The 23,988-nt window shown below is 70.8% G+C and carries 21 protein-coding genes; 10 read left to right on the forward strand and 11 right to left on the reverse strand.

From position 1 onward, the window contains the following. Positions 1-2,344, reverse strand: a 2,344-nt coding sequence (locus tag EF903_RS07135; protein WP_148142507.1) for a transglycosylase domain-containing protein, incomplete at its 3' end; no start/stop codon positions are given. Between the two features lie 272 nt (positions 2,345-2,616). On the opposite strand from EF903_RS07135, the gene EF903_RS07140 reads away from it, so the two are divergent. From EF903_RS07140 to EF903_RS07150, 3 genes are all read left to right on the forward strand, one after another. After that, complete coding sequence (locus EF903_RS07140) at positions 2,617-3,219, forward strand: PadR family transcriptional regulator (RefSeq protein ID WP_114058332.1); 603 nt, start codon at positions 2,617-2,619, stop codon at positions 3,217-3,219. A 49-nt stretch (positions 3,220-3,268) separates the two neighbouring features. Continuing rightward, positions 3,269-4,351: an inositol-3-phosphate synthase gene (locus EF903_RS07145; protein WP_125542034.1), complete on the forward strand. Its 1,083-nt coding sequence runs from the start codon at positions 3,269-3,271 to the stop codon at positions 4,349-4,351. A 113-nt stretch (positions 4,352-4,464) separates the two neighbouring features. Next, a complete protein-coding gene (locus tag EF903_RS07150; RefSeq protein WP_125542035.1) occupies positions 4,465-5,745 on the forward strand; it encodes an MFS transporter in 1,281 nt (426 codons plus the stop codon). Between the two features lie 63 nt (positions 5,746-5,808). Here the strand turns inward: EF903_RS07150 and EF903_RS07155 are convergent, their stop codons facing one another. Continuing rightward, entirely contained in the window at positions 5,809-7,251 is a 1,443-nt protein-coding gene (locus tag EF903_RS07155; protein WP_125542037.1) for a CCA tRNA nucleotidyltransferase, read from the reverse strand. Positions 7,252-7,435: 184 nt separating this feature from the next. Between EF903_RS07155 and EF903_RS07160 the strand changes: the two genes are divergently transcribed. The 7 genes from EF903_RS07160 to trxA all read left to right on the forward strand — a co-directional run bounded on the left by EF903_RS07160 (position 7,436) and on the right by trxA (position 17,123). Then, entirely contained in the window at positions 7,436-9,775 is a 2,340-nt protein-coding gene (locus EF903_RS07160; RefSeq protein ID WP_185902553.1) for a DUF6049 family protein, read from the forward strand. Between the two features lie 46 nt (positions 9,776-9,821). Beyond that, positions 9,822-11,996, forward strand: coding sequence for a murein biosynthesis integral membrane protein MurJ (gene murJ / locus EF903_RS07165; RefSeq protein WP_125542039.1), 2,175 nt, complete (start codon positions 9,822-9,824; stop codon positions 11,994-11,996). 117 nt (positions 11,997-12,113) lie between these two features. After that, entirely contained in the window at positions 12,114-13,835 is a 1,722-nt protein-coding gene (locus EF903_RS07170) for a protein kinase family protein (RefSeq protein WP_125542041.1), read from the forward strand. Positions 13,836-13,995: 160 nt separating this feature from the next. After that, a complete protein-coding gene (gene sigM, locus EF903_RS07175) occupies positions 13,996-14,697 on the forward strand; it encodes an RNA polymerase sigma factor SigM (RefSeq protein WP_185902554.1) in 702 nt (233 codons plus the stop codon). Continuing rightward, entirely contained in the window at positions 14,694-15,647 is a 954-nt protein-coding gene (locus EF903_RS07180) for an anti-sigma factor (protein WP_125542045.1), read from the forward strand. Before sigM ends, EF903_RS07180 begins: the two co-directional genes overlap by 4 nt. A gap of 124 nt (positions 15,648-15,771) precedes the next feature. Continuing rightward, positions 15,772-16,731, forward strand: coding sequence for a thioredoxin-disulfide reductase (gene trxB, locus EF903_RS07185; protein ID WP_125542047.1), 960 nt, complete (start codon positions 15,772-15,774; stop codon positions 16,729-16,731). 50 nt (positions 16,732-16,781) lie between these two features. Next, positions 16,782-17,123, forward strand: a complete 342-nt coding sequence (gene trxA / locus EF903_RS07190; RefSeq protein ID WP_125542049.1) for a thioredoxin — start codon at positions 16,782-16,784, stop codon at positions 17,121-17,123. 92 nt (positions 17,124-17,215) lie between these two features. Here trxA and EF903_RS07195 read toward each other — a convergent pair whose 3' ends face one another. The 9 genes from EF903_RS07195 to rpmH all read right to left on the reverse strand — a co-directional run bounded on the left by EF903_RS07195 (position 17,216) and on the right by rpmH (position 23,698). Beyond that, positions 17,216-17,833: a GNAT family N-acetyltransferase gene (locus tag EF903_RS07195; RefSeq protein WP_125542051.1), complete on the reverse strand. Its 618-nt coding sequence runs from the start codon at positions 17,831-17,833 to the stop codon at positions 17,216-17,218. 105 nt (positions 17,834-17,938) lie between these two features. Continuing rightward, complete coding sequence (locus tag EF903_RS07200; RefSeq protein ID WP_125542053.1) at positions 17,939-19,033, reverse strand: ParB/RepB/Spo0J family partition protein; 1,095 nt, start codon at positions 19,031-19,033, stop codon at positions 17,939-17,941. Beyond that, the gene (locus tag EF903_RS07205; protein WP_125542055.1) at positions 19,030-20,118 is read right to left on the reverse strand and encodes a ParA family protein; all 1,089 of its coding nucleotides are present in this window, start codon (positions 20,116-20,118) and stop codon (positions 19,030-19,032) included. The genes EF903_RS07200 and EF903_RS07205 overlap by 4 nt, the downstream gene beginning before the upstream one ends. A 266-nt stretch (positions 20,119-20,384) precedes the next feature. Further along, positions 20,385-21,101, reverse strand: a complete 717-nt coding sequence (gene rsmG, locus EF903_RS07210; RefSeq protein WP_125542057.1) for a 16S rRNA (guanine(527)-N(7))-methyltransferase RsmG — start codon at positions 21,099-21,101, stop codon at positions 20,385-20,387. A 150-nt stretch (positions 21,102-21,251) separates the two neighbouring features. Beyond that, the gene (locus tag EF903_RS07215; protein ID WP_125542058.1) at positions 21,252-21,764 is read right to left on the reverse strand and encodes a R3H domain-containing nucleic acid-binding protein; all 513 of its coding nucleotides are present in this window, start codon (positions 21,762-21,764) and stop codon (positions 21,252-21,254) included. Between the two features lie 15 nt (positions 21,765-21,779). Beyond that, a complete protein-coding gene (gene yidC, locus EF903_RS07220) occupies positions 21,780-22,883 on the reverse strand; it encodes a membrane protein insertase YidC (RefSeq protein WP_125542060.1) in 1,104 nt (367 codons plus the stop codon). Positions 22,884-22,886: 3 nt separating this feature from the next. Then, positions 22,887-23,168 (reverse strand): membrane protein insertion efficiency factor YidD, encoded by a 282-nt coding sequence (gene yidD, locus EF903_RS07225; protein ID WP_114058348.1) that lies wholly within the window; start codon positions 23,166-23,168, stop codon positions 22,887-22,889. After that, positions 23,165-23,539 carry a ribonuclease P protein component gene (rnpA, locus tag EF903_RS07230; protein ID WP_125542062.1) on the reverse strand — a complete coding sequence of 125 codons (375 nt, stop codon included), beginning with the start codon at positions 23,537-23,539 and terminating at the stop codon, positions 23,165-23,167. The genes yidD and rnpA overlap by 4 nt, the downstream gene beginning before the upstream one ends. Positions 23,540-23,560: 21 nt before the next feature. Further along, entirely contained in the window at positions 23,561-23,698 is a 138-nt protein-coding gene (rpmH, locus tag EF903_RS07235) for a 50S ribosomal protein L34 (RefSeq protein WP_007265229.1), read from the reverse strand. Positions 23,699-23,988: the final 290 nt, after the last annotated feature.

Below are 23,988 nucleotides of genomic sequence, written 5' to 3' on the forward strand. Positions count from 1 at the left end.
GTACACCCCGGAGCTGTCCACCTCGGTGGCCCTCTTCCGCACCGACCCGAACTCGAAGGAGAAGGAGCTGATGTCCATGAAGGGCGTCGGCGATCACGCCGATGTCCTCCGGCTCGGGGAACTGCTTCACCGGAGTGCCCTTGAGGGCCTCCTTCATGTACGCGGTCCAGATGACGGCCGGGATGTCGCCACCGTGGATGGAGTCGGTGCCGCCGACGCCCTTCATGGACATCAGCTCCTTCTCCTTCGAGTTCGGGTCGGTGCGGAAGAGGGCCACCGAGGTGGACAGCTCCGGGGTGTACCCGACGAACCACGCCGACTTGTTCTCGTCCGTCGTACCGGTCTTGCCGGCCGCCGGACGGCCCAGCTTGCGGGCCTTGGTGCCGGTGCCGTTCTCGACGACGTTCCGGAGCACCTTGGTGACGTTGTCGGCGATGGAGTCGTCCATCGCCCGCTCCTCCTTGGGCGGCTCGAACCCGGGCAGGTCCCGGCCGTCCTTCTGGACGCTGCGCACCGAGTAGGGCTCGCGGTGGACGCCGGAGGAGGCGAACGTGGCGTAGGAGTCGGCCATGCGGATGGCACTCGGCGTCGAGGTGCCCAAGGCGAACGAGGCGTCGTTGTTCGGGTTCATGGACGAGTCCAGGATCCCCGTGGCCTTGGCCACGTCCCGGACCTTGCCGTGGCCCACGTCGAAGACGAGCTGCGCGAACGGCACGTTGATCGACTTCTCCATCGCCTCGTGGAGCGTCACGTAGCCGTACGGGTAGGGGCTCTCGTTCTTCTGGCGGAACGGCTTGCCGCTCGCGTCCCGCAGCGGCTTGCCGTCCCGGTTGTTGATCACCGTCAGGTCGTTGGCCTGGTACTTGCTCTGCGGCGAGATGCCGCGGCCGCCCGAGTTCTGCGTCCCGTACTCCATCGCCGCCGCCAGGACGTACGGCTTCCAGGTCGAGCCGACCGGGACGCCGATGGTGTTGGCGTTGTTGCTGAAGTACTTCTTGTCCATGCCGGGGCCGCCGTACAGGGCGACGATCGCGCCGGTCTTCACGTCGACGGAGGCGGCGCCGAACTGGACGAAGGTGTCGTACTCGGGCCGGGCCTTCTCGTCCAGGAAGTCGTTGCGGGTGTCCTCGACCGCCTTGGCCAGGGCGTCCACCTTCGGCTTCTGGAAGGTGGTCTTGATCTGGTAGCCGCCGCGGGCCATCTGCTCGGGGGTGAGCTTCGCGACCTTCATCACGTACTGCTTGGCCGTCTCGACCAGGTAGCCGGTCTGGCCGGCGAGGCTGCGGGCCTGCTCGGAGTCGACGAGCTTGGGGAACTCCCGGTGCTTCTCCCGCTCCGCCTTGTCCATGCGGCCGACCGCCACCTCGCGGTCGAGCACCCAGGCCCAGCGGGCCTGGGCGCGCTTGGTGTTCTCCTCGGGGGTGGCGTTGTCTCCGATGCCGCCGTCCGGGTTGTACAGGTTGGGGCCCTTGAGCACGGCGGCGAGGAAGGCGCTCTCCGACGGGTTGAGGTCCCAGCAGTCCTTGTCGAAGTAGGCGCGCGCGGCCGCCTGGATGCCGTAGGCGTCGCGGCCGTAGTAGGCGGTGTTCAGGTAGCCGGCGAGGATCGTGTCCTTCTCCTCGGACACGCCCAGCCTTATCGAGATGAAGAGCTCGGTGACCTTGCGCTTGAGCGTCTGGTCGGAGTCCAGGTACGTGTTCTTCACGTACTGCTGCGTGATCGTGGACCCGCCCTGGGTGGAGCCGCCCTTGGCCATGTTCCAGACGGCCCGCATGATGCCCATCGGGTCGACGCCCTTGTCGGTCTCGAAGGACTCGTTCTCCGCGGCGATCACCGCGTTCTGCATCGACCTGGGAATCTTGTCGATCGGCACGATCTGCCGGTTCATCGAGCCGCCGGTGGCGACCATCTGGGTGTCGTCGGCCCAGTAGAAGACGTTGTTCTGCGCCTGGGCCGCCAGGTTCGGGTTGGGCGTGTCCACCGCGGCGATGCCGATGCCGGCGCCCGCGAAGACGATCGCGAAGAAGCCCAGGGCCGTGCCGCCGACCAGCTTCCAGGACGGCACGAAGCGCTGCCAGCCGTCCTTGTCGGAGCGCGGGTAGTTGATCAGCCGCTTGTCGGGGCGGCCTGCTCCGCGGCCCCGTCCCGCGGGTCCCTGCGGGGCTCGCCGGGCTCCGCGGCCGCCGTGCTCCCCGCGAGGGTCTGCGTACGGTCCGCTGTGGGACGCGGTGGGGACGTTGCGCCCGGGCCCGGCGCCCCGTCCGGGGCGCTGCTGGGCAGCCCTGCGGGCTGCGGCACGTCCGCCGCCTTCGGGCTGCGGCGGTTTGCGGCGGTGCTCGCTCATCGAACGACTACTCCTCGGGCAGGCGAGTGGCCTGGAAGCGGCTTGTGAGTTCCGATCCCCCCGGTGTCACGCCGCAAGACTACGCACGCTCAAAACCCGAACAGTGCCGAAGTTCACCCCAAATCAGGCAACTCGCATCCTGCGAATTGGTGATGTGATGCCGGTCACCAGATCGCCACTTGTCGCCGGAAGGCACCCGTTCTATCGTCTGGATGTATCGAGCCGATACATCAGCTCGTCATAAGGCTCAGGGTTGCAGGGGAGGCAGGCGGATGAGCAGGCGCTCGGGCATCCTCGAGTTCGCCGTCCTCGGCCTGCTCCGCGAGGCCCCCATGCACGGCTACGAGCTCCGCAAACGGCTCAACACCTCGCTGGGGGTGTTCCGGGCGTTCAGCTACGGGACGCTCTACCCGTGCCTGAAGACGCTGGTCGCCAACGGCTGGCTCGCCGAGGAACCGGGCAGCGCCCCGGAGGACGCTCTCGCCGCTTCACTCGCAGGGCGCCGCGCCAAGATCGTCTACCGGTTGACGGCCGCCGGTAAGGAGCACTTCGAGGAGCTCCTCTCCCACACCGGTCCCGACACGTGGGAAGACGAGTCCTTCGCCGCCCGCTTCGCCTTCTTCGGCCAGACCGAGCGGGACGTGCGCATGCGGGTACTGGAAGGCCGCCGCAGCCGGCTGGAGGAGCGCCTGGAGAAGATGCGCGCCTCACTGGCCCGCACGCGGGAGCGCCTCGACGACTACACGCTCGAACTGCAGCGGCACGGCATGGAGTCCGTGGAGCGCGAAGTGCGCTGGCTGAACGAGCTCATCGAGAGTGAGCGGGCGGGACGGGATCGGAGACGACCCGGCCCGCCCGACGAAACTGCAAAGTGAGGCCTGCACCGCGCAGGCCTCGTCCGAGAACAAACAGGGAGCAACCGGAATGGGTTCGGTTCGCGTAGCCATCGTCGGCGTGGGCAACTGCGCCGCCTCGCTGGTGCAGGGCGTCGAGTACTACAAGGACGCCGACCCGGCGGCCAAGGTCCCCGGTCTGATGCACGTCCAGTTCGGCGACTACCACGTGGGCGATGTCGAGTTCGTCGCCGCGTTCGACGTCGACGCGAAGAAGGTCGGCCTCGACCTCGCGGACGCCATCGGGGCCAGCGAGAACAACACCATCAAGATCTGCGACGTCCCCACCACGGGCGTGACCGTCCAGCGCGGCCACACCCTGGACGGCCTGGGCAAGTACTACCGCGCGACGATCGAGGAGTCCTCCGAGGCCCCGGTCGACGTGGTCCAGGTCCTCAAGGACCGCCAGGTCGACGTTCTGGTCTGCTACCTGCCCGTCGGTTCCGAGGCCGCGGCGAAGTTCTACGCCCAGTGCGCCATCGACGCCAAGGTCGCCTTCGTCAACGCCCTCCCGGTCTTCATCGCCGGCACCAAGGAGTGGGCCGACAAGTTCACCGAGGCCGGTGTCCCGATCGTCGGCGACGACATCAAGTCGCAGGTCGGCGCCACCATCACGCACCGCGTGATGGCGAAGCTGTTCGAGGACCGCGGTGTCCGCCTGGAGCGCACCATGCAGCTCAACGTGGGCGGCAACATGGACTTCAAGAACATGCTGGAGCGCGAGCGCCTCGAGTCCAAGAAGATCTCGAAGACGCAGGCCGTCACCTCGCAGATCCCCGACCGCGACCTGGGCGACAAGAACGTCCACATCGGCCCGTCCGACTACGTCGCGTGGCTCGACGACCGCAAGTGGGCCTACGTCCGCCTCGAGGGCCGCGCCTTCGGCGACGTCCCGCTGAACCTCGAGTACAAGCTCGAAGTGTGGGACTCCCCGAACTCCGCGGGTGTCATCATCGACGCCCTGCGCGCCGCGAAGATCGCCAAGGACCGGGGCATCGGCGGCCCGATCCTCTCGGCGTCCAGCTACTTCATGAAGTCCCCGCCGGTCCAGTACTTCGACGACGAGGCGCTGGAGAACGTCGAGAAGTTCATCCGCGGCGAGGTCGAGCGCTAAACAGGACCGGTCCGGAGCGCCGGGGCCGCCGTCCCCCGGTCTTCATCCGCCGTTCCGCCAGGGTCCCCGGGCAATCTGCCCGGGGACCCTCCGCATGTGTGAACCTTGCCCTCATGCCCGTCGTACGTGATCTGCGCGTACTCCTGCGCCTGAGGGATTTCCGCAACCTGCTCGCCGTACGGCTGTTCTCGCAGGCCGCCGACGGCGTCTACCAGGTGGCCCTGGCCACCCACGTGGTCTTCTCCCCGGAGAAGCAGACCTCGCCGGCCGCCATCGCCTCGGCCATGGCGGTCCTGCTGCTGCCCTACTCCGTCGTCGGGCCCTTCGCCGGAGTGCTCCTGGACCGCTGGCGCCGCCGCCAGGTCTTCCTCTACGGCAACCTGCTGCGGGCCCTGCTCGCCTGTGTCACCGCCGTGCTGGTCGCCGTCTCCGTCCCCGAGTGGCTCTTCTACGCCTCGGCGCTGTCGGTGACCGCCGTCAACCGGTTCGTCCTGGCGGGGCTCGCCGCCTCCCTGCCCCGCGTCGTCGCACCCGCCCAGCTGGTCACGGCCAACGCGCTGTCCCCGACGGCCGGGACCCTCGCGGCAACCGCCGGCGGAGGCCTCGCCTTCGTGCTGCGGTTCCTCTCCGCCGACTCCGACGCGCTCGTGGTCCTGCTCGGGGCCGCCCTCTACCTCGGAGCGGCGCTGATGTCGCTGCGCCTGGCCGTCGGCCTGCTGGGGCCGGACCATCCGCCCGGCACCGTGCACCCGTCCGTGCTCCAGGGCGTCGCGCTCACGGTGCGCGGGATGGCCGCGGGTCTGCGGCACCTGGCCGAGCGCCGCGAGGCCGCCCAGGCGCTGGCGGCGATGACCATGATGCGGTTCTGCTACGGGGCCCTGACGGTGACGCTGCTGATGCTCTGCCGCTACGCCTGGTCGGACACCGAGTCCGACGGCCTCGCCCTGCTGGGCCTCGCGGTGGGCGTCTCGGGGGCGGGCTTCTTCACCGCGGCCGTGGTCACCCCGTGGGCGGCCGGCCGCCTGGGCACCCGCGGCTGGATCACCGCGTGCTCCGCGACGGCAGCGGTCCTGGTGCCCGCCCTCGGCCTGTTCTTCCTTCCGGGGCCCATGCTGGCCGCAGCCTTCGTCCTCGGCCTCGCGACCCAAGGCGCCAAGATCGCCACCGACACCGTGGTGCAGTCCCGTGTGGACGACGACTTCCGGGGACGGGTGTTCTCCGTCTACGACGTGCTGTTCAACATCGCGTTCGTCGCAGCCGCGGCCGTCAGCTCGCTGGTGCTCCCCGCGGACGGCCGGTCTGCCGTGCTCCTCGCGGGCGTCGCGGTCCTGTACGCCCTGACCGCGCTCTACCTGGGGCGGCGGTCCGATGTTTCACGTGAAACACGCCCCTGACCCGGCAGCTGGGCCGGGGCCCGCGCGATGTTTCACGTGAAACATCGCGCGGGCCCGCCCGCATCAGGCCTGAGCGGCCCACCACTCCCGGAGGGCCGCGACGGCCGCCTCGCGCTCCATCGGGCCGTTCTCCAGACGCAGCTCCAGCAGGAACGCATAGGCCTTGCCCACCACGGGTCCGGGACCGACGCCCAGCTCCTGCATGATCTCGTTGCCGTCCAGGTCGGGCCGGATCGCGTCCAGCTCCTCCTGCTCCTGGAGCTGCGCGATGCGCTCCTCCAGGCCGTCGTACGTCCGGGAGAGCGCGTTCGCCTTGCGCTTGTTGCGCGTCGTGCAGTCGGACCGGGTCAGCTTGTGCAGGCGGTCCAGCAGCGGACCGGCGTCGCGGACGTAGCGCCGCACCGCCGAATCGGTCCACTCGCCGTCGCCGTAGCCGTGGAACCGCAGGTGCAGCTCGATCAGCCGGCAGACGTCCTTGACCATGTCGTTGGAGTACTTCAGCGCGGTCATGCGCTTCTTGGCCATCTTGGCGCCCACCACCTCGTGGTGGTGGAAGGAGACCCGGCCGTCGCTCTCGAAGCGGCGGGTGCGGGGCTTGCCGATGTCGTGGAGGAGCGCGGCGAGCCGCAGGACCAGGTCCGGGCCGTCCTCCTCCAGTGCCATCGCCTGCTCCAGCACGATCAGCGAGTGCTCGTAGACGTCCTTGTGCCGGTGGTGCTCGTCACTCTCCAGCCGCAGCGCCGGCAGCTCGGGCAGCACCCGGTCGGCCAACCCGGTGTCGACGAGCAGGCCGAGGCCCTTGCGCGGGTGGGCGGAGAGCATGAGCTTGTTCAGCTCGGCCTGCACCCGCTCCGCCGAGACGATCTCGATCCGCTCGGACATCGCCTTCATCGCGGCCACGACGTCCGGCGCGACCTCGAAGTCGAGCTGGGCGGCGAACCGCGCCGCCCGCAGCATCCGCAGCGGGTCGTCGGAGAAGGAGTCCTCCGGGGTGCCCGGCGTGCGCAGGACCCCCGTCCGCAGGTCCTCCAGGCCGCCGTGCGGGTCGACGAACTCCTTCTGCGGGAGGGCCACGGCCATCGCGTTCACGGTGAAGTCGCGCCGGACGAGGTCCTCCTCGATGGAGTCGCCGTAGGAGACCTCGGGTTTGCGGGAGGTCCTGTCGTAGGACTCCGAGCGGTACGTCGTGACCTCGATCTGGAAGCCGTCCTTCTGGGCACCGACGGTCCCGAAGGCGATACCGACGTCCCAGACCGAGTCCGCCCATGGACGGACGATCTTCAGGACGTCCTCGGGGCGGGCGTCGGTGGTGAAGTCGAGGTCGTTGCCGAGACGGCCGAGCAGCGCGTCGCGGACGGACCCGCCGACCAGGGCGAGGCTGAATCCCGCCTCCTGGAAAAGGCGGCCGAGCTCGTCGGCGGCAGGCGCGACCCGCAGCAGTTCGCTGACCGCACGGCTCTGCACCTGACTCAGGGCACTGGGGGTGTCTTCATTGGCGTTCGGCACAACAGAAAAGGGTACGTGCCCCGCCCGGAGGGGGCTCCCCCGTTTCCGGCACCCCGCCCTCCGGCGGCTCCGATGCCGGGCCGATCATGTGGAGCAAGGCGCGGCACTCGCGCCCGGCGGGTCTCGTTACCATTCCTGGACGCACGAACGACGACCACTGACACTGCGAGGGACGGGTTAGCGCGTGGCCGAGCCGGCAGACATCCAGGGGGCTTCCCCCGCTCCTGCCCGGCGCCGCTGGCTGCGGCGCGCCGTCGTCCTGCTCTGCGGGACGCCGCTGCTCGGCGCCCTCGTCCAGCCACCCGCCCCGGCGGAGGCGGCCGAGACGGGCTCCGTGGATGTGCAACTCACCACAGTGGCTCCCGCCGCCCCGGTCAAGGGCGACACGCTGACGATCTCCGGAACGGTGGTCAACAACGGCCGCGAGACGATCACCGCGGCCCACGTGGGGCTGCGGGTCGGCTCCGCCCTGAGCGACCGCACCTCGATCGACGAGGCCGCGGACCGGACCGGCTTCCGGGCGGGCACCGATCCCGGCGAGGTCGACCAGGCGTACTCGGTGAAGATCGCCTCGCTGCCCTCCAAGGTCAGCCAGACGTTCACGCTGACGATCCCGGTGAACAAGCTGGAGCTGGGGAAGGAGGGCGTCTACCCGCTGGGCGTCTCCCTCTCCGGCGAGACCGACAGCCGCCCCTACGAGCAGGTCCTCGGCATCAAGCGGACCTTCCTGCCGTGGCAGCCCGAGCCCGCCGCCAAGCGCTCCCAGCTGACGTACCTGTGGCCGCTGATCTCCACGACCCGCCTGACGGCGGAGACCGGCTCGGACGAGGTGCAGACCCCGGTCTTCCTCGACGACTCCCTCGCGGACGAGCTCCGGACCGGCGGGCGGCTGGAGCGGATGGTCTCCCTCGGCAAGGAGCTGCCGATCACCTGGGTCATCGACCCCGACCTGCTGTACACGGTCGACGCGATGACCAAGGGCTACCGCTACCGCACCCCGGACGGCCGGGTGGTCCAGGGCCGGAACAAGGCCGTCGCCGAGCAGTGGCTCGCCTCCCTGGAGGCGGCGGTCCAGGGCAAGAAGGTCGTGGCCCTGCCGTTCGCCGACCCCGACATCGCCTCCCTCGCCCACCAGGGCAAGGACGTCTCGGGCACCCTCGGGCAGCTCCGGCCGGCCACGGACAAGGCGAAGCAGGCGGTGGAGACCGTCCTGCACGTCACCCCGTCCACCGACTTCTCCTGGCCCGTCGACGGCGCGATCGACCCGTCGATCGTGAACGTGGCCACCTCGGCCGGCGCGCACCACGTGCTGGCGCGCAGCGACAGCCTGCAGGAGACCGGAGCCCTCGGCTACACCCCGTCGGCGGCCCGCCCGATCGGCGCGGGCGCCACGGCCGTCGTGGCCGACGCCGACCTGTCCACGGCCTTCGAGGGCGACATGCTGAGCGCCGCGAACTCCACCCTCGCCGTGCAGCGCTTCCTCGCGCACAGCCTGGCCCTGAACCTGCAGAAGACCGACAGCCAGCGGAGCTTCGTCGTCACCCCGCAGCGGATGCCGACCGCCAGCCAGGCCCAGTCCATGGCCGAAGCCCTCCGCGCCCTCCAGGCGGGCCGCTGGACGCAGCCCGCCGACCTGGAGGCCGCGGCCGCCGCCAAGCCCGACGCGGGCGTGAACACCCAGGTGCCGGGCGCCGGGCAGTACCCGGACGCGCTGCGCAAGACGGAACTGCCCGTCGCCGCCTTCGAGAAGATGCGCACCACCCTGAACACGCTCGACCACTTCAAGGCCATCCTGACGGCGCCCGACCGCGTCGAGATCCCGTTCGGGAACACCACGAACCGTGAGATGTCCACCTCGTGGCGCGGCCGCCCCCAGGACGCGGGGCACTACCGCAACCAGGTCCAGCAGTACCTGGTCGGCCTGACCGAGAAGGTCAAGGTCGTCCCCAAGTCCGACGCCACCCTGTCCGGCCACAGCGCGACGATCCCGGTGAGCGTCCAGAACAGCCTCGTCCAGGACGTGCGCGGCCTCGTCCTGCGGGTGAAGTCGGCGAACCCGACCCGCCTGGTGTTCGGCAAGAGCGGGGAGGCGGAGCAGCAGGTCACCGTCCAGGGCGGGCACAGCCAGACGGTGAAGTTCACCGCGAACGCGACGGCGAGCGGCCCCGTCGAGGTCACCGCCCAGCTCTTCACCGAGAACGGCGTCCCTTACGGCAAGGAGCGCAGGTTCACGGTGGAGGCGACCGAGATCACCCCGACCGTGATGCTCGTCATCGCGGGCGGTGTCCTCCTCCTGGTGCTGGCAGGCGTCAAGATGTACGCCAGCCGCAAGCGCGTGGCCGCCCGGGCCGCCGCGGAGGAGGCCGCAGAGCCGGCCGGCGACGGCGGGCAGCCCGCCGCGGACGCCGCGGAGCCGGCCGAGGGTGTGCAGCCGGCCGACGGCATGCAGCCGAGTGACGGCACCCCGGACACCGGAGCACAAAGCACGGGCCGGTCCGGCGCGGGTGAGACAGTGGACCGTTGAGCGATGCCGTGGCCGGCCGGCCTGGGGACGATGAGGTGGGGTTTCGATGAACGCGCCGTACGACGGTGACCGCGCGCAGGGCACTGGCGCGCCCGCGCCCTACCCGGGCGCCGACCCGGGCGCCGCGCCGCCCGGGCAGGTTCCCGCGCCCGCCCCCGGCCCGGACCGGGACCCGTACGTCCAGGACGCCTACGACCGCGACCCCTACCGGTCGCACGACCTCTCGGCGCAGGACCCCGTGGCCGAGGTGCTCTACGACCGGGCCTCCCACCCCCCGCCGCCGCCGGGCACCTACCAGGAGCCGGGGCCGCTGTACGCGGCGCCGCAGACGGCCGCGCCCGCCCCCGACCCGCGCGTGTGGGCGCAGACGCCGCCGCCGGAGCCGGACGGCCCCTCGCGCCACCTCCCGTACGGCGACCGCGCGGGAACCACCGAGTTCGTCGGCGTCGACGCGCTGGTCACCACCGCCGGGGAGGACGAGCCGCAGACCGACGCCTTCGCCCATCTGTACCGGGACCAGCAGGCCGCGCCCGGGGCGGCCGTCGAGGACGCCCCCGTCGCGGCCCCGGCCCCGGCCAAGCCGGCCGGCCGGGCCTCCGGGCTGCTGAAGTCCAGCGCCCTGATGGCCGCCGGAACGATCGTCTCCCGCATCACCGGCTTCCTGCGGACCCTCGTCATCGCCGCGGCGATCGGCGTCGGCACGTTCAACGACACGTACCAGATCGCCAACACGCTGCCGACGATGATCTACGTGCTGGTCGGCGGAGGCGCGCTCAACGCCGTCTTCATCCCCCAGCTCGTACGCGCCATGAAGAACGACAGCGACGGCGGCCAGGCCTACGCCAACCGGCTGCTGACCCTCGTCGTCGTCCTGCTGGCCGCCATCACCACCATCTGCGTGCTCGCCGCACCGGTGTTCATCACCATGATGTCGCCGAAGATCGCGTCCGACCCGCACCAGATGGACGTCGCGGTCGCGTTCGCCCGCTACTGCCTGCCCACCATGTTCTTCATGGGCGTGCACGTGGTGCTCGGTCAGATCCTCAACGCACGCGGCAGGTTCGGCGCGATGATGTGGACGCCGGTCCTCAACAACATCGTCGTCATCGCCACGTTCGGGGCGTTCATCTGGGCCTTCGGCGGCTTCACCAGCTCCGGTGTCAGCGCCGCCACCGTCACCCCGGAGGGCGTGCGCCTGCTCGGCCTCGGCACCCTCCTCGGCCTCACCGTGCAGGCGCTGGCGATGCTGCCGTACCTGCGCGACGCCGGCTTCTCCCCGCGCCTGCGCTTCGACTGGAAGGGCCACGGCCTCGGCAAGGCCGCCCGCCTCGCCAAGTGGACGTTCTTCTTCGTCCTCGCCAACCAGGTCGGCCTCGTCGTCGTGACCCAGCTCGCCACCTGGGCCGGCTCGGTCGCCGAGAAGCAGGGCCACGCCGGTACCGGCATCACCGCCTACAACTACGCGCTGCTGCTGTGGCAGATGCCGCAGGCCATCATCACCGTCTCCGTCATGACGGCCGTCCTGCCCCGCATCTCCCGCTCCGCCCACGACGGCGACGCGGCCGCCGTCCGCGACGACATCTCCTACGGCCTGCGCACCTCGGCCGTCGCGATCGTGCCCTGCGCCTTCGCCTTCCTCGCCCTCGGCGTCCCGATGGCGACGCTCCTGTACGCGGGCTCCGGCGACGGCGCCCGCAACATCGGCTACGTGCTGATGGCGTTCGGGCTCGGCCTCATCCCCTACTCGGTCCAGTACGTGGTGCTGCGCGGCTTCTACGCCTACGAGGACACGCGCACGCCCTTCTACAACACGGTCATCGTGGCCGCCGTCAACGCTGCCGTGTCCACCGCCGCGTTCTTCGTGCTCCCGGCCCGCTGGGCGGTCGTCGGCATGGCCGGCGCCTACGGCCTCGGCTACGCCGTCGGTGTCGGCGTCGCCTGGAAGCGGCTGCGCAAGCGTCTGGGCGGCGATCTCGACGGCGCCCACGTGCGGCGCACCTACGCCCGCCTCACCGGCGCCTGCATCCCCGCGGCCGCCGTCGCCGGCGGCGCAGCGTACGCGGTCACGCAGTGGCTGGGCAGCGGAGTCGCCGGCTCCCTCGCCTCGCTGACCGTGGGTCTCATCGCCCTGGCCGCCGTCTTCCTCCTGGCCGCCAAGCGCATGCGCATCGAGGAGCTCAACGCCATGGTCGGGATGGTTCGCGGACGCATGGGGCGCTGATGCGCACAACCGTCGCACTCCTTCGCGTGTCGTGCATAGCGCCGGACTGTGGGCACAATTGGCATGGCTTCGCAGACTGGCCGACAGCGCGTAACGGATGGGGAGGCAGGAACGACGGTGGCGGAACGTAGCACGGCTGCCGTCGACGTGGCCGACAACGGCGGCGACCAGCCGCCCGCCGCTGGTGCGGCAAAGGCCACGGCCGACGGGGTGGAGACCCAGGACGGACGAGCCGCGGACAAACCCGTCCCCGAGGAAAGGGACGGCGAACACAGGGTTGCGGCACCGGCCGCGGCCCCGGAACTCCACAGCGGCCACAAGCTCGCCAGGCGCTACCGCCTCGAGGAGTGCGTCACCCGTCTGGACGGATTCAGCAGCTGGCGCGCGGTGGACGAGAAGCTGCGCCGTGCCGTCGGCGTCCACCTGCTGCCCGCCGACCACCCCCGCGCCCGCTCCGTCCTGGCCGCGGCCCGCTCCTCCGCGCTGCTCGGCGACCCCCGGTTCGTCCAGGTCCTCGACGCGGTGGAGGAGAACGACCTGGTCTACGTGGTCCACGAGTGGCTGCCCGACGCCACCGAGCTGACCTCCCTCCTCGCCGCCGGCCCCCTGGAGCCCCACGAGGCCTACCAGCTCGTCAGCCAGGTCTCCCAGGCCATGGCCGCCGCCCACCGCGAAGGCCTCTCCCACCTCCGGCTCACACCCGGCGCGATACTGCGGACCTCCACCGGTCAGTACCGCATCCGCGGCCTCGCCGTGAACGCGGCACTGCGCGGCATCACCAGCGACACCCCCCAGCGCACCGACACCGAAGCGATCGGTGCGCTGCTGTACGCCTCCCTCACGCAGCGCTGGCCCTACGAGAACGACGCCTACGGGCTCGCCGGCCTTCCCAAGGACCTCGGCCTGATTCCCCCGGACCAGGTGCGCGCCGGAGTCCACCGCGGTCTGGGCCAGCTCGCCATGCGCGCCCTCGTCAACGACGGGGCGACCGCCTCGCGGCAGGAACCCCCCTGCACCACGCCGGAGGAGCTGGCCAAGGCCGTCGCCGCGATGCCGCGGATCAGACCGCCGGAGCCCGCCTTCACGGCACCGCCCGAGTACCAGCACACCACCTACCAGCAGGGCAGCTACGGCCGCCCGCCGACACACCCCGGTGCTGCTGCCACCCAGCTCATCGTGCCCCCGCCGCCCCCGCTGCAGAGCCGCGCGGGCCGCGTCCTGAAGTGGGCCGTGTCCGCGCTGCTCATCACGGCGCTGGGCCTGGGCAGCTGGCAGCTGGCCGACACCCTCCTCGACCACGGCAAGGGCGACAGCGGCAACGGCGGCTCGCAGCAGGCCGCCCCCACCGGCGAGCCGCCGAAGGTGCGCGAGCCCAAGCAGCTGAAGACCAGCGCCGCGACCATCTTCGGCAGGGAGCCCATCAAGGGGGAGGACGCGCCGAAGGCCGTGGACGGCGACGGCTCCACCGGCTGGATCACGCTCCACTTCAAGTCGCAGCCGAACTTCGGCAACCTTTCCGACTACGAGGACGGAAGCGGCGTCATCGTCGATCTCGGCAGCGTGCAGGAGGTGACCAGCCTCCGAGCGGAGATGTACGCCGCCGGCCACAAGGCCCAGGTACGCGCTGCCGCAGCCGACGCCTCCTCTCCGCATTCGCTCTCCGACTTCCCCCGGGAGCTCACGAAGCTGCAGAAGACGGGGAAGACCCTGGAAGCCAAGCCCGAGGCCCCGGTGAAGACCCGCTACCTGCTGGTGCACATCACGGAGCTGCCGCCCGAGGGCGGCGGCGACTTCCGGGGCGGCATCAACGAGATCAAGGTCATGGGGCTGGTCGACTGACGGCCGCGGCCGGACCGGACGGCACAGGGGCCGCGGTGCACGGGACAAGCGTCCCCGGGCACCGCGGCCCTCGGCGTCTGCGGCTCCGCACCCGGGGGGCGGCCCCCTCGTGTTCGGGCCGGACAGGCCCTAGTCTCCATGCCGGGAGAAGCGAGGTGTGATGCACGAAGCAACGGCGGACGGCCGCAGCGACCAGGAGCTGCTCGCGTCGCACGCCGCAGGCGACCCCGACGCCTTCGCGGAGATCGTGCGCCGCCACCGCGACCGGCTCTGGGCCGTGGCCCTGCGCACCCTCGGGGACCGCGAGGAGGCCGCCGACGCCGTGCAGGACGCGCTCGTCTCCGCATACCGGGCCGCCCACACCTTCCGGGGCGAGTCCGCCGTCACCACCTGGCTGCACCGGATCACCGTGAACGCCTGCCTCGACCGCGCCCGCAAGGCCGCCGTCCGCAAGACCGCCCCGCTCGACGACACCGAGCGACTGGAGCGCCTCCTGGAGCCCCACGAGTCCGCCGAGGCCCCGGCCGAACGGGAGGACCTGCACCGCCAGCTCCTCGCCGCCCTGGGGACCCTGCCGGCCGACCAGCGCGCGGCCCTCGTCCTCGTCGACATGCAGGGGTATTCCGTGGCGGAGGCCGCCGACGTGCTCGGCGTCCCCTCCGGCACGGTGAAGAGCCGGTGCGCACGCGGCCGGGCCAAGCTGGTCCCGATGCTCACTCATCTGCGCTCGAATGCCGGGGATAACACCGCCGCGGAGCGGGGAAGGAACCGGACGCCGGGGACACCCGTCCCACCAGCGGCAGACCCCGGTCATCCAGCCCCGGGAGCAGACACGGTGAAGGGCGGAGGTGGACGAACGTGACTCCCGCAGCCGGCACGATCCGGCACCCGGACGTCTCGGAGATCTCCGACCTGGCCGAGGGCCTGCTCTCCCCGGCCCGGACCGCACAGGTACGCCGCCATCTGGCCGAGTGCCCCCTGTGCGCCGACGTACTCGCCTCCCTGGAGGAGATCCGCTCCCTGCTCGGCACGCTGCCCGGGCCGCCGCGCATGCCCGGGGACGTCGCCGGACGCATCGATGCGGCCCTCGCCGCCGAGGCCCTGCTGGACTCCACCACGCCGAGGAACGGCGACGACGCCGCGGGCGCGGCGGCGGGCGGCGCCGCGCAGCCGACCGCCTCCGGGGCTGCTGCCGGCACGCCGTCCCGTCTGGGCGGACGCCGGCCCGCAGGCCACCCGGACGGAGCAGCCGGCCCCGGCCGGCGCCGCGCCCGGCGCCGGATCGCGGTCGCCGCCGGTCTCGCCGGCGCCGCGGCATGCGCATTCGGCATCCTCTTCGCCGGGGGCCTGTTCGGATCGGGCTCGCCCGACACCGCCGCCCGCACCTCCGATCCCCGTACGACGGCCCAGGCGCCGGCAGGCGGCGCCTACACCGCACAGGGCCTCCAGGACAGCGTCCGGCGGCTCCTCGGCCCGGCCGACGGTGCGAAGAAGGCGACCCCTCCCGAGGGGAACAGCACCTTCGGAGCGGAGAACGCCCCGCAGAGCCAGGACATCGACCCCGGCGACCGGTCGGTCGGCACGGACGCGGCCGGGGTACCCGCCTGCGTCCTCGGTGCCACAGGCCGCACGGAGGCCCCGCTCGCCGCCGAACGCGGCAGCTACCAGGGCACCGAGGCCTTCCTCCTCGTCCTCCCGCACCCCGGAGACACCGGCCGTGTCGATGCGTACGTCGTGGGGGCCGGGTGTACCGCCACCCCTTCGGGCGGTGCCGGAGAGCCCCTGCTGACCAGGACCTACCCGCGGAGCTGACAGCTTGGCACCCGGACGGGGACGGGCCGGGAATGGACGCGCCTTAGGATCCGTTGGGTGGGGTGAGACTCCACACCGGCCCCCGGCCAGCAGCGCGCAGTCCACAGAGACGAGGAAGAGACCCGTGAGCGACGTCCGAAACGTGATCATCATCGGTTCCGGGCCGGCCGGATACACGGCCGCCCTCTACACCGCACGCGCTTCGCTCAAGCCGCTCGTCTTCGAGGGCGCCGTCACCGCCGGCGGTGCGCTGATGAACACGACCGAGGTCGAGAACTTCCCGGGCTTCCGCGACGGCATCATGGGCCCGGACCTGATGGACAACATGCGCGGCCAGGCCGAGCGCTTCGGCGCCGAGCTCATCGCCGACGACATCGTGTCCGTCGACCTGACCGGCGAGATCAAGACCGTCACCGACACGGCCGGCACCGTCCACCGCGCCAAGGCCGTCATCGTGGCCACCGGCTCACAGCACCGCAAGCTCGGCCTGCCCAACGAGGACGCCCTCTCCGGCCGCGGCGTCTCCTGGTGCGCCACCTGCGACGGCTTCTTCTTCAAGGACCAGGACATCGCCGTCGTCGGCGGCGGCGACACCGCGATCGAAGAGGCCACGTTCCTCTCCCGGTTCGCCAAGTCCGTCACCGTCGTCCACCGCCGCGACGCGCTGCGCGCCTCCAAGGCCATGCAGGACCGCGCCTTCGCCGACCCGAAGATCCGGTTCGCCTGGGACAGCGAGGTCGCCGTGATCCACGGTGAGCAGAAGCTGTCCGGCCTGACGCTGCGCAACACCAAGACCGGCGAGACCTCCGAGCTTCCCGTGACCGGCCTGTTCATCGCCGTCGGCCACGACCCGCGGACCGAGCTGTTCAAGGACCAGCTGGAGCTCGACGACGAGGGCTACCTCAAGGTGGACGCCCCCTCGACGCGCACCAACGTGACCGGCGTGTTCGGTGCGGGCGACGTCGTCGACCACACGTACCGTCAGGCCATCACCGCCGCGGGGACCGGCTGCTCGGCCGCCCTCGACGCCGAGCGCTTCCTCGCCGCGCTCTCGCACGCCGAGAAGGCGCACGCGACGGTCTGACCCCAGACTCCCCCCACTCAACACCCCGCAGGAAGAAATAGGAGGCCGCTGTGGCCGGCACCCTCAAGAACGTGACCGACGCCGACTTCGAGACCGAGGTCCTCAAGAGCACCAAGCCTGTCCTGGTGGACTTCTGGGCCGAGTGGTGCGGCCCGTGCCGCCAGATCGCGCCGTCCCTGGAGGCGATCGCCGCCGAATACGGCGACCAGATCGAGATCGTCAAGCTCAATATCGACCAGAACCCCGGCACGGCGGCCAAGTACGGCGTCATGTCCATCCCCACCCTGAACGTCTACCAGGGCGGTGAGGTCGTCAAGACCATCGTCGGTGCCAAGCCCAAGGCGGCGATCCTGCGCGACCTGAGCGACTTCGTCGGGGACCCGACCGCCTGACGGCAGCCGCCTCCGCGGTGTTTCACGTGAAACGGGGCCGCCCCTGAGGGGCGGCCCCGTTTCGCACGTCCGGCACCGGCCGGCCGAGGGGCTCACAGAGGGCGCAGTGCCGGCTCCTTGCGGGCGCCTCCGAGAAGCCGGTCCAGTGCCAACTCCACGTCCTCCTTCCAGGAGAGCGTGGAGCGCAGCTCCAACCGCAGCCGCGGATGCGTGGCGTGCGGCCGAACGGTCTTGAAGCCCACGGCCAGCAGGTGGTCGGCGGGGAGCAGGCAGGCGGGGCCCTCCCAGCGGGCGTCGCCGAACGCCTCGATGGCGCGGAACCCACGCCGCAGGAGGTCCTTGGCCACCGTCTGCACCATCACCCGCCCAAGGCCCTGCCCCTGGTACCCGGGGCTGATCCAGGCGGTGATCAGCTGCACCGCGTCGGGTGAGACCGGGCTGGTCGGGAAGGCCGTCGAACGGGGGACGTAGGCAGGCGGCGCGTACATCACGAAGCCGACAGGGACCTCGTCGACGTAGACGACGCGGCCGCACGAACCCCACTCCAGCAGAACGGCGGAGATCCACCCCTCTTTTTCGAGTTCGGACGTCCCGGCCTTCACGGCGGCCTCGCCGCTGACCGGGTCCAGCTCCCAGAACACACAGGACCGGCAACGCCGAGGCAGGTCCTGCAGGTTGTCCAGTGTGAGTGGTACCAACCGACGCCCCATGAGCGCATCGTATCCAGAGCCCGAATCAGGAGAAACCGCTCCAAGCCAAAGGGGCGGACCGCCCCGGCAGCACCGGCGCGATCCGCCCCTCGGCGGGCGGGAGGGTCACTCCGCGGACTGCCCCTGTTCCAGCACCCGGCCCTCGCCGGGAGCCAGGGTCGCCAGGATCCGCTCCAGGTCCTCCATCGAGGCGAACTCGACGGTGATCTTGCCCTTCTTCTGCCCGAGGTCGACCTTCACCCGGGTTTCGAAGCGGTCGGACAGCCGCGTCGCCAGCTCGCTGAGGGCCGGGGACACCCGGCCGCCCGCACGGGGGCCCTTCGGCTTGACCGCGGCGGCCGGCTCCGAGCCCATGAGCGACACGATCTCCTCGACCGAACGCACGGAGAGCCCTTCGGCCACGATGCGGGCCGCGAGCTGGTCCTGAGCCTCCGGGTCGTCGACACCGAGCAGGGCGCGGGCGTGGCCGGACAGCAGGACACCGGCCGCCACCCGCCGCTGGACCTTCGGCGACAGCTTGAGGAGCCGGAGGGTGTTCGTCACCTGCGGGCGGGAGCGGCCGATCCGGTCCGCAAGCTCGTCGTGGGTGCAGTTGAAGTCCCGCAGCAGCTGGTCGTAGGCCGCGGCCTCTTCCAGCGGGTTCAGCTGTGCCCGGTGGAGGTTCTCCAGCAGGGCGTCCAGCAGCATCTTGTCGTCTTCGGTGGCCCGGATGATCGCCGGAATCCGCTGGAGGCCGGCCTCCTTGCAGGCCCGCAGACGCCGCTCACCCATGATGAGCTCGTAGCCGCCGGCCGAAGCCCGCCGCACGACGATCGGCTGGAGCAGTCCGACCTCGCGGATGGAGGTGACCAGCTCCGCCAGGGCCGCCGCGTCGAAGACCTCACGGGGCTGCCACGGGTTCGCCTCGATCTCGTCCACGGCGATTTCCGCGAAGGTGGCTCCCGCCACCTCGCCGACGGCGGCGTCCACCGCGACCGTGTCGGTCGGCTCGGCGAGCGCAATGGATGTTTCACGTGAAACATCGGCCTGTGCGAGGGAGGTCAGCTTCGCCGCGGCGATTCCCCGCTCAGAACCGGGCCCCGGCAGGGGGGCCGCCGCCACTGCCTGCCCTGTGCCCCCCGCCGCCGGCGTCCGCTCCTGGGGAGCTGCGGGGATCAGCGCGCCGAGCCCCCGCCCCAGACCCCTACGTCGCTCACTCATTGGATCCCCTCCGCCATGCTCTGCGTGCTGTTCATGCCCGCGCCCACGTGGGCGTCGCGACCGTCGTAATGGAGTCCGGCCCCCCGCAGCGCCATCTCCCGCGCCGCTTCCATGTAGGAGAGGGCGCCGCTGGAGCCCGGGTCGTAGGTGAGCACCGTCTGCCCGTAGCTCGGCGCCTCCGAGATGCGCACCGACCGGGGGATGCTCGTCCGCAGCACCTCGCTCCCGAAGTGGGTCCGGACCTCCTCCGCCACCTGGGAGGCCAGGCGCGTCCTGCCGTCGTACATCGTCAGCAGGATCGTCGACACGTGCAGCGCAGGGTTCAGGTGGGCCCGCACCAGGTCGACGTTGCGCAGCAGCTGGCCCAGCCCCTCCAGGGCGTAGTACTCGCACTGGATCGGGATCAGCACCTCGGCACCGGCGACCAGGGCATTCACCGTCAGCAGGCCCAGAGAGGGCGGGCAGTCGATGAGGATGTAGTCCAGCGGCTGCTCGTATGCCTGGATGGCCCGCTGGAGGCGGCTCTCGCGCGCCACGAGCGAGACGAGCTCGATCTCCGCGCCCGCCAGGTCGATGGTGGCAGGGGCACAGAAGAGCCCTTCCACGTCGATGACCGGCTGGACGACTTCGAGCAGCGGACGGCTGTCCACCAGGACGTCGTAGATCGACGGCACCTCGGCGTGGTGGTCGATGCCGAGGGCGGTGGAGGCGTTGCCCTGCGGGTCGAGGTCGATGACCAGGACGCGTGCACCGTGCAGGGCCAGGGAGGCCGCGAGGTTCACGGTCGTCGTGGTCTTGCCCACTCCGCCCTTCTGGTTGGCGACCACGATGACCCGGGTCTGCGCCGGCCTCGGCAGCCCCTCGCCCGAACGGGCCAGCGGCTCGACCGCGAAGGATGCGGCTGCGCCGATGGACGCATCGTTGTCGACAGGAGGCGGGGGCGGTGTTTCACGTGAAACATCGCCGCCCGCCGATTCAGAGCGGGGACCGGGGACCGGATCGGCCATCGGCCCCGCGAGGTTGGCGTCGGACCGCACGGTGTCACTCTCCTCGACATCAGGCTCGGGCTGAACAGAGCCTGCCATGTCACCGGGGTCGCGAACCAGCGGGGCCCGTGCACCTGTGGATGAATCCACACCTGTGGACAACTCCGTCCCTCCTGCCTCCTTGCGGGAGCGGGGGGCGGCGGCCGCACGGCCGCGACTGATGATTCCGTGCAGCAGAGAGCGACGTTTCACGTGAAACACGATGCCGAAACGGAGTCTTCAGGCCCCTCCGACACTCCGAAATCCATACCTATCGGGCGCAACGGATCCGATGCAGGACCCGCCGCACCCGGGGGACGCTGCTCTCAGCGCCGGCGGCGTGCGCGCCCCACCCGGGCCGCCTTCGCCCGCTTGGCGGCGAACCTCACCCCGCCGGGGCTCTCCCCCACCTCCACACGGACCACCGTCGACATGGGATCCACCACACCCTCGCCCACATGGAGCACCGAGGTCTTCACCACACCGAGCTTGGCCAGTGCGGCCTTCGCCGCCACCAGCTCCTCCTCTGCGGTGTCGCCCTTGAGGGCCAGCATCTCGCCGTACGGGCGCAGCAGCGGCACGCCCCAGCCCGCGAGGCGGTCCAGCGGGGCCACCGCGCGTGCGGTCACCACGTGCACCGGCGGCACCTTGCCGAGCATCTCCTCGGCTCGGCCCCGGACCACCGTCACGTGGTCCAGCCCCAGCAGCTCCACGGCTTCCTGGAGGAAGGTGGTGCGCCGCAGCAGGGGCTCCAGCAGGGTGATCTTCAGATCCCGCCGGACAAGGGCCAGCGGGATGCCGGGGAGGCCCGCGCCGGAGCCCACGTCGCACACGGTGACGCCCTCGGGGACGACCTCCGACAGGACGGCGCAGTTCAGCAGGTGCCGCTCCCACAGCCGCGGGACCTCGCGCGGGCCGATCAGGCCGCGCTTGACCCCCGCGTCGGCCAGCAGCTCCGCATAGCGCACAGCTTCCGGGAAAAACTCGCCGAACACCGCGCGCGCCTGCTCGGGTGCCGGGGGAAGCTCCGCTGCCTCCGTCACGGGGGACCGTCCTTCCGTATCGCGTACCGCGTGGATCGAGGGGGATCGAGGGGTGGACCGCTCGGGCGGGTCCGGCCCGCTCGGCAATGCCAGGCTGACAAACATCGGCCCCGCCTGCGACACAGACGGGGCCGAGGACTCGGGCTCGGGTCAGGCCGGGAGCACGACGACGAAGCGCTGCGGCTCCTCGCCCTCCGACTCGCTCCGCAGGCCGGCGGCCGCCACGGCGTCGTGGACGACCTTGCGCTCGAACGGCGTCATGGGGGCCAGCTTGAGGGGCTCGCCGGAGGCCTTGACGTCGGCTGCCGCCTTGGCGCCGACGGCCGCCAGTTCCTGGCGCTTCTTCGCCCGGAAGCCGGCGATGTCCAGCATGAGGCGGCTGCGGTCGCCCGTCTCGCGGTGGACAGCGAGGCGGGTGAGCTCCTGCAGGGCCTCCAGGACCTCGCCGTCACGGCCGACGAGCTTCTGCAGGTCGCGGCTTGCCGAGTCGCTGACGATCGAGACCGAGGCGCGGTCTGCCTCGACGTCCATGTCGATGTCGCCGTCGAGGTCGGCGATGTCGAGCAGACCCTCGAGGTAGTCGGCCGCGATCTCACCCTCCTGCTCAAGGCGGGTGAGGGTGTCGCCACTCTGGGCGGCGGCGGTGGTGGTGCCTTCCGTCACGGGAGGGACTCCTTCTTACTTCTTGGAAGAGGGCTTGGAGGGCGTCTGGCGCTGCGACTTCGACTGGCGCTTGGGCTGCTGCCGCTTGGGGGCGCCGCCGCTCGCCGCGTCGGCGTCCGCCGTGGCCACGGCGCTCTTGACCACGGAGCCGTCGGCCTGGGCCGCCAGGCCCTGCTTCGTCAGGGCCGCGATGAACCTGCGCTCGTTCTCGTTGCGGTCCGGGCCCTTGGCCACGATGCCCGCGACGATCTTCTTCCGGCCCCGGCCCTTGACGCCCTCGTGCGAGGAGACGTGCTTGAGGAGGCGTGCCAGGTACTGGTCCTGGGCCTTGCTGCCGGGGGTCGGGTTCTGGTTGATCACGTACATCTGCTGACCCATGGTCCAGACGTTGGTGGTCAGCCAGTAGACGAGGACACCGACGGGGAAGTTGACGCCCATGACCGCGAAGATCACCGGGAAGATGTACATGAGCATCTTCTGCTGCTGCATGAACGGCGTCTTGACCGTCAGGTCGACGTTCTTCTGCATCAGCTGGCGCTGCGTGTAGAACTGCGACAGCGACATCATGATGATCATGACTGCGGTCACGATGCGGACGTCGGTGAGGGAGGCGCCGAGGGCGGCGACCTTCTCCTCGCTGTCCATGAACTTCGCCGCGATCGGGGCGCCGAAGATGCGGGCGGACCGGGCGCTGTCGACGAGCTGCTCGTCCAGGACGCCGATGGTCTTGCCGTCGGCGATGGTCGCGAGCACGTGGTACAGGGCGAAGAAGAACGGGGACTGCGCCAGGATGGGCAGGCACGAGGAGAGCGGGTTGGTACCCGTCTCCTTGTACAGCTTCATCATCTCTTCGGACTGGCGCTGCTTGTCGTTCTTGTAGCGCTCCTGGATCGCCTTCATCTTCGGCTGGAGCGCCTGCATGCCGCGCGTCGCCTTGATCTGCTTCACGAAGAGCGGGATCAGGCAGATGCGGATCAGGACCACGAGGGACACGATGGACAGGCCCCAGGCCCACCCACTGTCCGCACCGAAGATCGCACCGTACAGCGAGTGGAACTGCACGATGATCCACGAGACGGGCGTGGTGATAAAGCTGAACAGACTGGCAATCGTGTCCACTAATCAGGCTCCTTGAGCATTGCGAGATCTACGCAACGCACTGCGCAGCTGCTCGTGCCAACGCGGGCGTTTACGAGGTGGGACATGGTCCACGCCGCCGGCGGTCCACGGATTGCACCGCAGGATCCGCCAGACGGTCAGGACCGTCCCCTTCACCGCACCATGCCGGTCGATGGCCGTGAACCCGTAGCGCGAGCACGAGGGGTAATAGCGGCACACCGGGCCGAGCAGCGGACTGATCGTCCACTGGTACAGCTTGATCAGAGCGAGCAGCGGGTACTTCATCGAGCTGCGCCTCCCAGGAGCCGCAGCAGGGCGGCATCCAGGTCCCGGGCCAGATCCTCGGGGCCGGCATCGCCCGATCCGGGCAGTGCCCGCACCACCACCAGGCTACCGGCGGGCAGCCGGGTCAGCCGTTCGCGCACGAGATGGCGCAGTCGGCGCTTGACCCGGTTGCGGACCACGGCACCGCCCACGGCCTTGCTGACGACGAAACCCGCACGCGTCGGGGGATCAGTCTCCCCCGGCTCGTGCGGGTCCGTTGCACCGCTTGTACGTAGGTGGACGACGAGGAGCGGGCGACCGGCCCTGCGGCCCCGTCGTACCGCGCTCGCGAAGTCCTCGCGCCGCCTCAGCCGATTGTCGGGAGACAGCACGACGTCACTACCTGCGTGTGGTTACGCGGAGAGGGCAGAGCGGCCCTTGCTGCGGCGGTTCGCCAGGATGGCGCGGCCGGCACGCGTACGCATCCGCAGGCGGAAGCCGTGGGTCTTGGCGCGGCGGCGGTTGTTCGGCTGGAAGGTGCGCTTGCTCACTCGGGGGCTCCAGAGAATGAATCGTTGTGGCGGGACATCGCCTGGCTGTCACCGTGCGCCCACGAGGAAGCTCGCGTGTTCGCCCGAGTGGCACCGCTCAACGATCACAACTAGTGATCCTCGCCCATCGGTAGGCAGGCGGCAGCAGCCATCGACAACTCGACCTCGTTACGGTACGCGCGGCTACGCCATCCGGTCAAACCGAGGCGATGCCACCCCGCGCTGTGCACAGGCTGTGGACAACGACTTGAACCGTACCGGCTGCGCTGACTACCGTTGCCTGACCCTGG

Origin of the sequence: Streptomyces sp. WAC05292 (assembly GCF_003949955.1) — a bacterium.
Classification (GTDB): domain Bacteria; phylum Actinomycetota; class Actinomycetes; order Streptomycetales; family Streptomycetaceae; genus Streptomyces; species Streptomyces globosus.

What these genes read in the sequence shown, in the direction of transcription:
- EF903_RS07140 (WP_114058332.1), top strand. Translation starts at nt 2,617, where the DNA reads ATGAGCAGGCGCTCGGGCATCCTCGAGTTCGCCGTCCTCGGCCTGCTC.
- EF903_RS07150 (WP_125542035.1), top strand. Translation starts at nt 4,465, where the DNA reads ATGCCCGTCGTACGTGATCTGCGCGTACTCCTGCGCCTGAGGGATTTC.
- murJ (WP_125542039.1), top strand. Translation starts at nt 9,822, where the DNA reads ATGAACGCGCCGTACGACGGTGACCGCGCGCAGGGCACTGGCGCGCCC.
- EF903_RS07205 (WP_125542055.1), bottom strand. Translation starts at nt 20,118, where the DNA reads ATGGCAGGCTCTGTTCAGCCCGAGCCTGATGTCGAGGAGAGTGACACC.
- sigM (WP_185902554.1), top strand. Translation starts at nt 13,996, where the DNA reads ATGCACGAAGCAACGGCGGACGGCCGCAGCGACCAGGAGCTGCTCGCG.
- EF903_RS07200 (WP_125542053.1), bottom strand. Translation starts at nt 19,033, where the DNA reads ATGAGTGAGCGACGTAGGGGTCTGGGGCGGGGGCTCGGCGCGCTGATC.
- yidD (WP_114058348.1), bottom strand. Translation starts at nt 23,168, where the DNA reads ATGAAGTACCCGCTGCTCGCTCTGATCAAGCTGTACCAGTGGACGATC.
- EF903_RS07195 (WP_125542051.1), bottom strand. Translation starts at nt 17,833, where the DNA reads ATGGGGCGTCGGTTGGTACCACTCACACTGGACAACCTGCAGGACCTG.
- EF903_RS07145 (WP_125542034.1), top strand. Translation starts at nt 3,269, where the DNA reads ATGGGTTCGGTTCGCGTAGCCATCGTCGGCGTGGGCAACTGCGCCGCC.